The sequence below is a fragment of the Paenibacillus sp. FSL L8-0644 genome, from assembly GCF_038008165.1.
Classification (GTDB): domain Bacteria; phylum Bacillota; class Bacilli; order Paenibacillales; family Paenibacillaceae; genus Paenibacillus; species Paenibacillus polymyxa_D.
In genome coordinates, this window is the sequence record NZ_JBBOYN010000001.1 from 881,763 (window position 1) to 895,643 (window position 13,881).

Annotated in this window: 13 protein-coding genes; 8 read left to right on the plus strand and 5 right to left on the minus strand. The window is 44.7% G+C overall.

Annotated elements, in window-relative coordinates; genetic code table 11:
- The first annotated feature begins 71 nt into the window (after positions 1–71).
- Together acpS and mutY are read left to right on the plus strand one after the other, a co-directional pair.
- Positions 72–476, plus strand: coding sequence for a holo-ACP synthase (acpS, locus tag NSS94_RS04025; RefSeq protein WP_029515799.1), 405 nt, complete (start codon positions 72–74; stop codon positions 474–476).
- Between the two features lie 4 nt (positions 477–480).
- Positions 481–1,713 carry an A/G-specific adenine glycosylase gene (gene mutY / locus NSS94_RS04030; protein WP_341038717.1) on the plus strand — a complete coding sequence of 411 codons (1,233 nt, stop codon included), beginning with the start codon at positions 481–483 and terminating at the stop codon, positions 1,711–1,713.
- 180 nt (positions 1,714–1,893) lie between these two features.
- Here the strand turns inward: mutY and NSS94_RS04035 are convergent, their stop codons facing one another.
- Together NSS94_RS04035 and NSS94_RS04040 are read right to left on the minus strand one after the other, a co-directional pair.
- A complete protein-coding gene (locus NSS94_RS04035; protein WP_318627577.1) occupies positions 1,894–3,378 on the minus strand; it encodes an amidase family protein in 1,485 nt (494 codons plus the stop codon).
- A 341-nt stretch (positions 3,379–3,719) separates the two neighbouring features.
- Entirely contained in the window at positions 3,720–4,127 is a 408-nt protein-coding gene (locus NSS94_RS04040; protein WP_318627576.1) for a MerR family transcriptional regulator, read from the minus strand.
- 230 nt (positions 4,128–4,357) lie between these two features.
- On the opposite strand from NSS94_RS04040, the gene NSS94_RS04045 reads away from it, so the two are divergent.
- Positions 4,358–5,302 (plus strand): MBL fold metallo-hydrolase, encoded by a 945-nt coding sequence (locus NSS94_RS04045; RefSeq protein WP_318627575.1) that lies wholly within the window; start codon positions 4,358–4,360, stop codon positions 5,300–5,302.
- A gap of 283 nt (positions 5,303–5,585) precedes the next feature.
- Here the strand turns inward: NSS94_RS04045 and NSS94_RS04050 are convergent, their stop codons facing one another.
- Positions 5,586–6,407, minus strand: coding sequence for an AraC family transcriptional regulator (locus tag NSS94_RS04050; protein WP_069011274.1), 822 nt, complete (start codon positions 6,405–6,407; stop codon positions 5,586–5,588).
- A gap of 174 nt (positions 6,408–6,581) precedes the next feature.
- Here NSS94_RS04050 and NSS94_RS04055 point away from each other — a divergent pair, with 174 nt between their 5' ends.
- Positions 6,582–8,774 (plus strand): alpha-galactosidase, encoded by a 2,193-nt coding sequence (locus tag NSS94_RS04055; protein ID WP_341038719.1) that lies wholly within the window; start codon positions 6,582–6,584, stop codon positions 8,772–8,774.
- A 24-nt stretch (positions 8,775–8,798) separates the two neighbouring features.
- Entirely contained in the window at positions 8,799–10,232 is a 1,434-nt protein-coding gene (locus tag NSS94_RS04060; protein WP_341038720.1) for a PTS transporter subunit EIIC, read from the plus strand.
- 180 nt (positions 10,233–10,412) lie between these two features.
- On the opposite strand, the gene NSS94_RS04065 is transcribed toward NSS94_RS04060, so the two are convergent.
- Positions 10,413–10,904, minus strand: coding sequence for a DinB family protein (locus tag NSS94_RS04065; protein ID WP_341038722.1), 492 nt, complete (start codon positions 10,902–10,904; stop codon positions 10,413–10,415).
- 134 nt (positions 10,905–11,038) lie between these two features.
- Positions 11,039–11,653 (minus strand): superoxide dismutase, encoded by a 615-nt coding sequence (locus NSS94_RS04070; RefSeq protein ID WP_029515786.1) that lies wholly within the window; start codon positions 11,651–11,653, stop codon positions 11,039–11,041.
- A gap of 521 nt (positions 11,654–12,174) precedes the next feature.
- On the opposite strand from NSS94_RS04070, the gene NSS94_RS04075 reads away from it, so the two are divergent.
- The 3 genes from NSS94_RS04075 (at position 12,175) to rnhA (ending at position 13,792) form a co-directional block, all read left to right on the plus strand.
- A complete protein-coding gene (locus NSS94_RS04075) occupies positions 12,175–12,600 on the plus strand; it encodes a GNAT family N-acetyltransferase (protein ID WP_029515785.1) in 426 nt (141 codons plus the stop codon).
- 131 nt (positions 12,601–12,731) lie between these two features.
- Positions 12,732–13,316, plus strand: a complete 585-nt coding sequence (gene lepB / locus NSS94_RS04080; protein ID WP_029515784.1) for a signal peptidase I — start codon at positions 12,732–12,734, stop codon at positions 13,314–13,316.
- Positions 13,317–13,354: 38 nt separating this feature from the next.
- Positions 13,355–13,792, plus strand: a complete 438-nt coding sequence (gene rnhA / locus NSS94_RS04085) for a ribonuclease HI (RefSeq protein ID WP_023986996.1) — start codon at positions 13,355–13,357, stop codon at positions 13,790–13,792.
- Positions 13,793–13,881 lie beyond the last annotated feature (89 nt).

The following is a 13,881-nucleotide window of genomic DNA, read 5'->3' on the forward strand; positions in this document are numbered from 1 at the left end:
TGTGACTCGCCAGGGTGTGGACGCACTGTTACAATAGATCCAGTAAAGTATAAAGGACGGAGAATACCCAAATGATCTACGGAATTGGACATGATGTGCTGGAAATAAGCCGTATGGCTCATATTTTGGCAGGTAAATATGCAGATGCGTTTTTGAATCGAGTGCTGACCCCGGCAGAACGCGAGCTTGCTGTGGAACGCAAGGGTAGACTAACGGAGTTTGTAGCAGGGCGCTTTGCTGCCAAGGAAGCGATAACGAAAGCCTTCGGTTGCGGAATTGGGCAAATCATCGGGTTTGGCGATATGGATATTTTACCGGAACCTGGGGGGAAGCCAGTAGTTTATTTGTCTTCATCCGCGTGGGATCGACTGAGATTGCCGAATACAGGTGACTCAAATTACAGCATTCACTTGAGTATTACACATCAGCCTAACATTGCCTCTGCTTTTGTGATTGTCGAATATAAGGAGACGTGATGTGATGACTACAAATACATTGGAACAAAAGCGTTATTTCAGCTTTGAACTGTTGAATTGGTATACACGTAACAAACGCGATTTGCCGTGGCGACGTCATCGGAATCCTTTTTATATCTGGATCTCGGAAATTATGCTTCAGCAGACGCGTGTCGATACGGTCATTCCGTATTTTAATCGCTTTATTGCACGTTTTCCTACGATTGAAGCGCTGGCGGAAGCACCCGAGGAGGATGTGCTTAAGCTATGGGAAGGACTGGGCTATTATTCGCGGGCCCGGAATTTGCAAACTGCGGCAAAACAAGTAGTTGAGCTTCACGGCGGACAGGTGCCGGATGATACACAAGCTGTTGCTGCACTGAAAGGAGTAGGCCCGTATACGACGGGGGCGATTATGAGTATCGCCTTCAATCGACCAGAGCCTGCTGTGGACGGGAATGTGATGCGTGTGCTGTCGCGTTATTTTCTCATTGAAGAGGATATTATGAAAGGCAGCACGCGGGCACATATGGAAAGTCTGGTACGGGAGCTGATTCCCGAAGGAAGAGCCTCTGATTTTAATCAGGCTCTGATGGAGCTAGGCGCACTGGTCTGTACGCCGAAGTCGCCTCATTGTCTGACCTGCCCGGTCATGGAGCATTGCTCGGGCAGGTTGGCAGGTCGCGAGGAGACGCTGCCGGTCAAGACCAAGGCGAAACCGCCGCGGCTGGAGCCGCGCTCCGTCGCTCTCATCGAGGGCAGCGGAGCGAACACCGGCCGTCTGCTCGTACGGCAGCGCCCGGCCAAGGGCCTGTTGGCCCGCATGTGGGAGCTGCCGCATGAGCTTGCCAGACCGGAGGGCTACAACGGCCCGGTGCCAGATGAGCCCGCCATGGACCATCTGGCGGCTCATTTGCTGGCAGAGGGCGTGCTTGCGCGCCCGGTGCGGTTTGTACGTGAGGCGGAGCACACGTTCAGCCACATTCACTGGAATCTGCGTGTGTTCCAGTGTGAGGAGGTCGCCGCCCCTGCCGGGGAGGCGGGAGGCCCCCCGCTGGCTGCCGAGCAGCGGGCCAGCTACAGCACCGGAGCGAAGCCAGGTGCGTTAATTGCGCTGGCTGAGCAGGCGGAGCACGCGCATAATGCGCTGCCAGCGGGGTACCGCTGGATCAGCGAAGCGGATATGGCCACCTTGGCGTTTCCCAAGGTGTTCCTCGATCTGATCACCGAGTATTATGCGAAGCAAAAAGGGAACTGATGTTAATTGAATAGCTGTCAGCAAAAATAAAGTATTAGACTGAGCCTAGAAAATGGAAACAGCGACAACCAAGGATGAGAAAATAAAGTCCTAGACTGTCGCTGTTTCCATTGAACTAACGTTCTCCGTTAGTTTAGTGAGCAATGTAAATGCTTCTCTGTTCTTTGATTGAGTTCTCGACTAAACCGGATCGGGCGGCGCAAAACGGTTATTGCTTGCTTGCTCGTAAGCATAGGCAAGTCTGAATAGTGAAGGCTCACTGTATGCGGTTCCGACAAAGGTTATCCCCTGCGGCCCCTTGGTCGTATAGCCCCCTTCTGCGATGATACCTGTCTCAGCATATCCTCCCGGCACTGTAATGGCAGGATACCCCGCACGTGCGGACAAGTCGAGTCCATCCTCGTTACCAAGGAACAGCAGCGCGTCCAATCGATACTCGCGAATTGCGTAGTCGATCCCCTGGCCTCTGGCTATCTCTCGGTTCAGGCGTAAACTCTCGATGTACGCCGTTTCGGTTAACATGCCACTCGTTTCGTTAGACCAGATTAGCGTATCTTGGCCGTATTTAAGCGCGGAGTCGCGATTCGTTTCGTTATACACTATGAGTTCATCTAACGTTCTAACCGAGGCGCCGGTACCTGCTTTGGCGAGATAATCGTTCAGTCCTTTCTTGAATTCGAACCGCATCACATCCCAGTCCCACTTAGCACTCTCGCAAGGCAATGAGATCGGGTCGATGATAGTGGCCCCGCATTCCTTGCACAAAGCGATCGCCCGTTCGATAATCGCCAACCGGGCTTGGTCCAGTCCTCGATAATATTGACGCGGAACACCAATTCTCGCAGAACGCAAACCGTTAAGATCCAAAAACCGTGTATAGTCCTTGTGCGCTATTCGCTCTTTAGATAACATGGCTGTATCTTCCGGGTCCGCCACTGTCATGGCACCGAGTAAGATCGCAGCATCCCTGACCGTCCGAGTCATTGGACCGGCTGTATCTTGGCTATGAGTAATCGGGATGATGCCCGAACGACTGACGAGCCCGATAGTGGGCTTCAGGCCGACGAGGTAGTTCTGCGAGGATGGGCTGATAATTGAACCGGAAGTTTCCGTTCCGATGGCAGCGGTACACAAATTTGCGGCAACCGCTACACCGGAGCCCGAGCTCGATCCACCTACGAACAACTCACCAGGACCGTAAGGATTTAGTGTCAAGCCACCTCTAGAGCTATACCCTGCCCACATCGTAGGCGACATGAAATTCGCCCATTCCGTCATATTTGCCTTGCCTAAGAATACTGTTCCTGCAGCCCTTAATTGCGCAGCTACGGACGAATCCTTCGGTGCGAAGTGGTTCGCCAGTGCGACCGACCCAGCACTAGTGTGCATACGGTCACCTGTATCGATATTGTCCTTGAGAACGATCGGGATGCCGTGAAGCGGTCCGCGAGATCCACCTTTCTGTCGTTCTTCGTCTAGCGACTTTGCGACAGCAAGCGCGTCCGGATTAACTTCCAGCACCGCTTTCAGAATTGGATTAAATCGTTCAATTCGCTCCAAATACCAGCGAACACAATCCACTGCCGTTAACGTGCCTAATTCCATCGCCGCTTGTAACGAAGCAATGTCTGCCTCGAGTAACTTTTCATTTATCGTTCCATCCATTTTAGAGAGGCCTCCCAATTCTACTTTTCTATATTTAGGAAATGTTTGACACCCATAGTATACAACCGTCAGAAATAAATTTACTATGTAAAATTTGTATTTAAACTATCCTGCCCGTTAGGTTTATGAAATAGCGTCAGTCTAATGTAGTGTAGTGCTTAGGAGAAAGAAAATAAGCCCATCACTTTGATTTGGAGGTTAAATCATTTCCAATTAATAAATGGATAGGCTCTCTTTGGCATTAAATAAGGCGTGGTAAAAGCCAATTGATTGAGCTATCGTTTCCCGTTAGTTCAACCAATTCTGTTGCCATCGTATATGCTGGTGATGAACCAAGTTTCCTACATTACTATATCGTCTTTCATAAGTTTTTGGTACAGGGCTATCTTCTCGTTGGCAAGGGAAATCATGCGCTCAAGTTCCTGTCGCTTGGATTCCAGTTCCATCAGATGCTTCTCAAGAATTTCTATCCGTATGTGTAAGGCAGGAGTAAAATTAGCAAGTTCTTCCCCTTGTTGAATTTTATCCAGTACACATCCGTCACGAGTAAATTCCGTGATCTCCTCAAGCGACAATCCCAATTTTTTCAATCTAATTAAACATTGTATATATGAAACCTCACTTTCGGTATAAATACGTGTCCTTCCATTTCTTCGATTTGGTTCCTGTAGCACTCCAATTTTTTCATAATAGCGAATCGTATAAGGAGTTAACCCCGTTCTTTCTGATACTTGGCTTATAGTAAGCATTGTTTTATATGTCACTCCTTTTTTCTAAACCAAAATTTAAAACTATTATACATCTTTAAGTCAATTTGAAGTCGATATTTGCACCTCTAACTTCATTTCAAAGTTTGTGCTTGATTTCTAGTTGACTCTAACTTGTAAGCTAAAGTTGCTTATTGATATACATGAAAACAAAAAACAACCTAAAGATAAAAGGAAATGGTGTCAAACTTATTTTGATGGAGGTATAAACAATGAACAACAAATATTTCACGATTCAACAAGCAGCGGAAGGTATCTGGGGTGCTATTTCGGTACCTGGTAGTGGTTCTCTGGGGAATGCGGCAATTATTGACCTTGGGGATTTGACCGTTGTTGTGGACACAACCAACCTACCGCATTCTGGTGCTTTGTTACGTCAATCCGCAGAGCAATTAACGAATAAACCAATTAAATATGTGATCAATACTCATTTCCATGGAGATCATGTCAACGGCAATCAGGAATTCATGGAAAGTGATTTTATATCTACCGTTTGGACAAGAGATTTGCTATCTGAAATGGGTAAAGTGAATATTGATCTAATGCAACAAAACATTCAGAAGTTAATAAATAGCCTGCATCAAGTACATTCACAAGAAAAAAATCCGCACATGTTAACCGAAATCGGTTATGATCTTTCTGTGCAGAGAGCTCTATATAATGCTATCCCTTCCCTTCGTAGAGTGATACCCACGATAACTTTTGACGATAAACTAGTTATAAAAGGCGCAAAACGCACTGTCGAAGTTTTATCTTACGGAGGCGGCCATTCTTTAAGCGATGCCGTTGTTTACGTGCCTGAAGAACGAACCTTAATTGCTGGTGATTTAATAACCAACAAGACGATTCCGGTCATGCCATACGGTAATCCATACGCTTGGATACGCATCCTAAAACGCATTCAAAGAGATCTGAAGGTAGATACTGTTATTCCCGGGCATGGAGATGTGTCCACTCCAGATAAAATTCTAGATGTCATTCGCTTTTTAGAAAAAACGATCGCTTATGTGTCTGAAGCTGCGACGAGCGGAAAACCAGAGTCTTACTGGTTAAATGAAGGTGTACTAAATGGTTATGAAGATTGGCATCTAGCTCAGTATTTCAGATGGAATTTTCGCTGGCTCTTCAATACAATGCTTGTTCAAAATAATAGATGAGACACAACTAGAACTCCCTTTAACTCCACCAAATTCAAAAGGCCAGTTCTGAATGTCAAACCGGCGGTACGTTTGGGTATTTTCAAACGTAATTGGCAGTCTACTTGTTAGGTTAACCTGCTCGTTAGCTTAATGAAGCAACGTCAGTCTAATACTTTATTTTTCAGTCTAGAACTTTATTTTCTTTTGACAATAGCGACAGTATGGACATGAGGTTGATCCATACTACCGCTATTTTTTGTTTCTGGAACGAATATGCCTAACTTACTTGCGAGCGAAGGTGTTATTTTGGAGAATTTTTTCGGTATTCGGATGGAGTTACCTTGTTGACCGTTTTGAACATTTTGGAGAAAAGGAGTACATCTTTATACCCTACAGACCGAGCAATATCTCCGATTTTAAGGGAAGTATTTCTTAATAGGGAGCACGATTTTTCAATCCTCAAATGCAATAAAAATTCCTGCGGTGACTTATTTAGTTGCTGTTTAAATAAACGATGCAAATACGAACGGTCAATTGAAATGTACTTGGCAATATCACTTACGGTAATGAAGTGTGAATAGTTTTGTTGAATGAAGAGAAGCGCTTCTTTAATATACCGCTGCTGTCTTACCTCAGGGTTGACTTCCTGATTAGGGTAAAGATCAAACATCAGATACAGAAATTCATACAGCTTGGATGCAAGCAACAGGTCCTTGTTGGTTTTCAGCGTAGAAGAAACCACGATGCTCTCCATACAGCGGGCAAGGCTGCCCTCCGCTTCAAACCGGAAAATGGGATTGTCCCTATGGATACAGGTCCGGCTTAGATATTCTTTTGCTTGCACCCCATTAAAACCAATCCAGGCATATTCCCATGGGTCGAGCTCATCCGCTTCGTAGTAAATTAAAACCTTCGGTTCAATAAAGAAAGCATCGTTTTTCTCCAAATGATAGATTTTATCGTTGACTTTAAAGATCCCTTTTCCTTTTAAAATAAAATGCACCATATACCCGCTTCGAATGGCTGGACCATAAGAGTGTTTGCTGGTACAGCTCTCTTTGCCACATGTGTATAGATTGAGATCCAGATTGTTATAGGAATGATTGGAAAAATGCGAACTCATTTGGTTTCACCCCTTAATTCATCTCTGCATATTATCACACTGTTTCATATAGAGTCTACATTATTCCATATAATTATTAAAACTATTCAATTATTATTAGAATGTAAACGATAAGCAAACAACATAATTTATAATTTTGGGAAATCGTACTATTAGCGCTATAAGGGGGTTGCTATGGCTATATACATCGATAAAGAGAAGCTTCTATTCCATTTACAAGGTAGCAATACAAGTTATGTCATGCAGGTTATACGAGGTGGTTATTTATCCCATTTGTATTGGGGAAAGAAAATTCAGAACTATCGGGGGAGCAATAAAATCATCTTTATGGATAGAGGATTTTCGCCCAATCCCGATGGCGAGGATCGAGCCTTTTCACTGGATACCATCCCACAAGAATATCCGTCATTTGGGAATAGTGATTTCAGGATTCCTGCGTATCAGATTCAATTGGAGAATGGTTCTACCGTGACCGATTTCCGGTATAAAGAACATCGGGTTTTCCAAGGCAAACCAAAATTGAAAGGGCTTCCTTCTACGTATGCAGAGGATGATGGCGAAGTAGCAACACTGGAAATCGTCCTTGAAGACCCATTAATTGATGTAAAGGTTGTACTATCCTATAGCCTATATCAAAAGCGGGATGTCATTACCCGTTCAGTCCGTTTCGAGAATGAAGGTCGGCAACAGCTAAAACTGCTTAGAGCGTTAAGTGCCAGTGTGGATTTTCGAGATGATGAATATGAACTCATTACCTTGTACGGTGCGCATAACAATGAAAAAAATATAGCAAGGAGAAAAATTTTACCCGGAATTCAAATGGTAGACAGCTGCCGTGGCGCTAGCAGCCCTCAACAGGCACCCTTTATGGCACTTGTAAGAAAAGGGACAGATGAAGAACAGGGTGAAGTGTACGCCTTTAATCTGGTGTATAGCGGGAACTTTACGGCCCAGACTCAGGTAGATTCCTATCGGAACACAAGAATCACGATGGGGATTAATCCTTTTGATTTTACATGGCTGCTTGAACCAGAGGAATCGTTCCAAACGCCAGAAGTGGTCATGGTATACACCGAAAATGGCTTGGGCGGTATGTCGAGAATTTATCATGATTTATACAGGAACAGATTATGCCGTGGGCCTTTTCGTGACAAGGAGCGGCCGATCCTGATTAATAACTGGGAAGCTACCTACTTTAACTTTGATGCCAACAAGATTGAGCAGTTGGCGAAGGAAGCTCAAAGTGTGGGAGTGGAGCTGTTTGTATTGGATGATGGGTGGTTTGGAAAACGAGATGATGACAATACTTCATTAGGCGATTGGGTGGTGGATCGTCGCAAACTTCCAGATGGATTGCCGGATCTTGCAAACCGCATTCGAAATCTGGGTATGGAGTTTGGTTTGTGGTTTGAACCTGAAATGGTATCCATAGACAGCGACTTATACAGAAAGCATCCCGATTGGTGTATCCATGTCCCTGATCGTCCGTATACGTTGGGAAGAAATCAGCTTATGTTGGATTTATCGAGGAAGGAAGTGTGTGAATACGTTATTAAATCGGTTTCCGATATTTTATCGGATGTTCCAATTACTTATGTAAAATGGGACATGAATCGTCACATGACGGATGTGGGTTCGGCAGCCTTGCCACCTGAGAGACAAAGGGAGACTGCGCATCGTTATATCCTGGGACTCTATAATATTATGGAAGAGCTTACATCAAAGTTCCCCAATGTCTTATTCGAGAGCTGTTCTAGTGGAGGAGGCCGTTTTGATGCCGGCATGCTCTATTACATGCCTCAGACCTGGACGAGCGATAATACGGATGCCATTTGCCGACTGAAAATTCAATGGGGAACAAGTCTTGTCTACCCGCCAATTACCATGGGGGCACACGTTTCCACAGTACCCAACCATCAAGTGGGTAGAATAACTCCCTTGGAGACAAGAGGTTATGTCGCCATGGCCGGGAATTTAGGATATGAGCTGGATTTGACGACATTAACCGTTGAAGAAAAAGAAGTGGTGAAAAAACAGATAGCTCTATATAAAGAAATGAGATCGCTCATTCAGTTTGGGAATTTTTACAGAATGATTAATCCGTTTGATGAAAATGAAGCCGCATGGAGTTTTGTGTCAGAGGATCAAACGGAAATGGCGGCCAGCTATTTCAAGGTTTTATCCCAACCCGCTGCCGCGATTAAAACGTTAAAATTCAAAGGTCTGAATCCAGACTACGTTTATAGAAATGTAGAAACCGGTGAGCTGTTCGGCGGTGATGAGTTAATGCATGTTGGCATAACGCTTGCCAGGGTGAAGCAGGACTTTTTAGGCATGTTCTGGAGATTTGTTAAAGAAGAGATCTGATTCAGCTAGAGGAGGGTTTACTAGATGGAAGCGAAAGAAAAGCGGTATAAGCACATTTCTCAAGAAATTTTAAAATATATCGGTGGTGAAGAGAACATTATCGGTGTGGCCCATTGTGCCACAAGATTAAGAATTGTACTTGAGGACAATGAAAAAGCGGAATTAAAGAAGATTGAAGATATTGATCTGGTTAAAGGTGTTTTCATAGCGGGGGATCAACTGCAGATCATTTTTGGAGCAGGGTTGGTCAATAATATCTATGCCGTGTTCTCCAAACTGACCGGAACAGAAGATATGTCATTAAGTGATGTCAAATCAAAGTCCGCACAAAAGCAAAATCCTTTTCAAAAAGCCATTAAATCGCTGTCAGATGTCTTCATTGAGATCATGCCGGGAATTCTCGCCGCCGCATTGTTAATGGGGATAACCGGGCTGTTAGGTCAGAAGGGGTTATTTGGTCCTAAATCGATTGTGGAGATGTATCCAATTTTTCAAGGGATTAATCGCTTTGTTCAAATCGTTTCCACGGGTATTTTCACCATCCTGCCGCTGCTTGTTGTTTATTCTGCAACCAAGAGATATGGTGGTCGTCCTATTCTGGGGCTTGTGCTGGGTGCGATTATGCTTCATCCGGCCCTGGCGGATGCCTTTGAGGTAGCTAAAGGGAGTCAAAATCCGGAATCGATCAGTCTTTTTGGCCTTCCCGTACAGTTGGTTGGATTTCAGGGTGGTATTATTATTGCTCTAATGATGGGATATGTGGTAGCCAAGTTGGATCAGTTTTTTAACAAAAAGGTTCCAGACATGATTAAACTATTTTTGGCTCCTTTGCTGACGGTCTTTGTTTCTTCCCTGCTATTGTTCACGATTATCGGCCCTCTTGGGCGAGAGTTGGCCAGTCTGGTCACCGTTTCGCTGCTTTGGATGACGCAAAATCTTGGAATATTCGGTTTTATGTTTTTTGCAGGCATTCAGCAGATCATTGTTATTACAGGCTTACATCATGTTATGGGTGCGGTAGAAGCGCAGCTGTTAACCGATACAGGCAGAAATTTTATCAACCCATTGGCATCAGTAGCTTTGATGGCTCAAGGGGGCGCCGTTTTGGGGTATATTCTTTTGAATCGCAAAGACACTAAAGTTAAAGAATTGGGTTACTCTGCATTCGGGTCTGTACTTTTTGGAATCTCGGAACCAGCGATCTTTGGGGTCACTTTAAAGTATAAGTTCCCCTTAGTTGCTGGATGCCTCGGAGGAATGGTTGCGGGAGCATATGTATATTTAAGTAAACTGACAGCCATAGGATTCGGAACCACGGCTCTTCCGGGCTTTGCAATTGCAGCGTCAGATAATCACGGTCATATCAATTATCTTGTCGCTCATCTTATTGCCCTGTTATGTGGAGCATTATTTACCTTGGCTTACGGTGCTATCAAGAGCAAGAGGTCACGAGCCTGAACCAAAGGAACATTAGCAGGTTGAAAAAATTAAGCTTTTATGAAAACGGTTAAAGGAAGAGAATATTTGTGGAATGGACAAGAGAGCATAGATGAAAAATTAAAAGGGCCGTCCTCCGTCGTTATAAACGACCGAGGATGGCCCTAAGTTTACATAGGTATGCATGTACATTCGTTAAAGCTAATCGATGCCACCATCGCTTTCAATCAGCCCTTTGCCGATTACATTGGCCGAAACCGGAGGCTTGCCGAGCTCCCGAGACCATATGGACAACTGCCCAATATGGTGGATTTGGTGGGCAATGACATGGCGCATCACCTCGCCCCAGGCATCCATTACAATTCTGCCGTCCGGGAGGTGAACTTCAAACCTTTTCCGTTCCAGACCATCATGCCAGGCGAGCACGAACGGCTCGACATTGAGTCGAAACTTCGCATCCAGCTCACGGACCTTGTCGAGCGTATCATACAGAGAGAAGTCCTCCTGAAAGTCGGGTTTGCCCTGAATCGTTTGAATCCAGCTCCACTCCACATCAACGATATGAAAGAGTGTCTTTAGAATGCCGCCGACTCCGCCGACGCGTTGTTTCAGTAATTCCTCCTGCGACACCTCTTCACACCAGCGGTACCATTGTTCCCGAATCATCCAGTTGTAACGAAAAAAAGTCTGCATCCATCAACCTCCAGAGCCATATTTGAGAATCATCTCCACCAGTTTACCATGGAATGCCAAAAGGGCTGTCTCATTCGTAGAAAATCTACTTTTGAGACAGCCCTTTATTATAGGATAAGAATGTTGCTACTGGCTTATTTCTTTGCAGCCGCGTAACGTTTGTTGACTTCATCCCAGTTGATTACATTGTAGAAAGCTGAAATGTAGTCTGGGCGTTTGTTTTGATATTTCAGGTAGTAAGCATGCTCCCAAACGTCCAGTCCAAGTACCGGAGTCAGACCTTCAAACAGCGGGCTATCTTGGTTTGGAGTGCTAGTGATCGCCAGTTTGCCGTCTTTGCCGACAACCAACCAAGCCCAGCCGCTACCAAAACGAGTTGTAGCTGCTTTAGTGAAGTCTTCTTTAAATTTGTCATAGCCGCCCAGTTCATTGTTGATTGCTTCAGCAATTGCACCTGTTGGCTGTCCGCCACCGTTAGGACCGATAACTTCCCAGAACAGGCTGTGGTTGTGATGTCCACCACCGTTATTGCGAACCGCAGTGCGGATGCTTTCTGGAACGCTGTCCAGATTAGAGATCAGATCCTCCAGGCTTTTGCTTTGCAGTTCGGGAGCGCTCTCCAGAGCTGCGTTCAAGTTTGTAACATATGTGTTATGGTGACGATCATGGTGAATTTCCATTGTCTGTGCATCAATGTGCGGTTCCAATGCGTCTTTTGCGTAAGGAAGTTCTGGTAATTGAAATGCCATAGTAAAATCCCTCCTGGTTATATGGTTGGGTAAGTGTTCCTATGTAATAATACCCTCGACAGTTATATTAAACCGCATTCAGCCTATTTAATCAACATTTTTGTTTGTAAAATAGCAAACTGGGCAATACGGCCTGGTAGATAGCATGTCCAAAAACCCGCTTGGAATACACAATACATAGGTAATAAGAGGTAAATTGTGAACATTAAAATGTAAACGTTTTATATACAGCGCTTACATGAGAAAAAGGGATGTATTCCGTCAAAAAGTATGGTTTAATGGTCAAGGAAGCAGAAATTTCGGCTTTTTTGTCGTCTGCTATAATCTGTCATGTCTATGACATGACGAACTTGAGGGCATACACCCTTTTCCTGTTCTTCATTTCATATATAGCAGATCGTATGCATTTTTATCATAATGCCTTGTGATTAACACCATGATAAGAAATTTAAGGATTTATGTAAAAATGACGGTGCTGTCTCAATTTTTTTATTATGCTTACGAAAAGGGAGATATTACTTATGCACGTTCGTTCCTTTCAATTAAGTGATGTGAACTCAGTAACGGAACTCATGCAAATTGCCTTGTCAGAGGAGTGCTACAAAGAGACGGTGAAAGCATTTGCCCGTCAGCTTTCGTGGGATTCCGGTTTGATTATCGTTGCAGAAGAAGAGGGAGAGATCGTGGGTGCTTTGATCGGCACGATCGATCAGAATGATGGTTGTTACTATCGTATCGCTATTCACCCGGATCGTCGTCGGATGGGAATCGGCAAATCGCTTGTGGAGTCCATGGAGCAGCGTTTTCAGCAACGTAAGGTTAGCCGTATTTGGGTAGCAGGGGACAAGCATAACAGTGTGGCCATGCCTTTGTACGAAGCGATGGGCTATGGAGCAAGCCAGATTTTACAGGCTTTTCAGAAGCTGAGTATTTTGGCGCCTCATTAATTGGGAATCGAAATAAAGAGAATTGAATAACATTAAGTATAATATTTACATTTAGAGCATATCTGAGTAACCGTTGCAATCGGGTACGGGATATGCTTTTCTATTTATAACAGGGTTGAGGAGGTTTAATTATGGACGCTTTGGCTCCTTCGTCAGGCCCGCCTCCCTCGCCGGAAACGTCCAAACAAGCAGGTCGCTCTGGTTACATACGCGATTGGTTAGTCACTCTTCTGATCGCTATGGTCGTCTTGCTGCTTCTGAACCTGTTTGTATTTAACTTGTCCACGGTCAGAGGACATTCGATGCAGCCGACGCTAATGGAAAGCCAGCATTTGTTCGTTAACAAGCTGGTTTATAATTTTCATGATCCGGGCAGGGGGGACATTGTGATTTTAAAAGATCCCGATTCCAAGCTGTCGAGCCCAAGATTTTTAGTGAAAAGAGTCATAGGTATTCCCGGAGATGTAATCCGAGTTGAACATAATCATTTGTATGTGAACGGTGAACTGCTAAATGAACCTTACACCAACTCTGACGTGGAGGATGGTGATTATGGTCCTTTTACGGTGGAGCCGGGGCACTTTTTTGTCATGGGAGATAATCGCCATACTGCAGCAAGCAAGGATAGCCGCTATTTTGGCAGCATTAAATCTCAAGATTTACTGGGACGTGCAGAATTTATATTTTGGCCGATATCTGAGTGGAAGTGGCTATAGAGCAACTAAAGTCTGAAATCAAGGAAAGGAAGAGGAAGATGAAAGAAGTGATGGTATATACCGACGGTGCTTGTTCGGGAAATCCGGGTCCTGGGGGCTGGGGGATCGTTCTGCTGTATGGGGAGCATCGTAAGGAGCTGTCAGGTGCCGAGAAAATGACGACAAACAACCGTATGGAGATTAAGTCCGTGATTGAAGCACTGAAGCTGCTCAAGGAGCCTTGCCATGTGAAAGTACACAGTGACTCTGCCTATGTCGTCAATTGCTTCAAACAGGGCTGGATTAAGAACTGGCTTCGTAATGGCTGGCGCAACAGTAAAAATCAGCCAGTGGAGAATAAGGAATTATGGGAAGAGCTGTGGGAACTGATGGGTAAGCATGAGGTTGAATATGTGAAGGTTAAGGGGCACAGTGACAACGAACTGAATAATCGTTGTGATTTTCTAGCGACCAGTGCTGTTAAAAATTTACGGTAGCATCTGCTGCTATTTTCTGTTGAAATTTGAGATATGAGAATTTTGCAAATTCTCATATCTGTAATGATAAAAAGTGGAAGAGAGGTGAG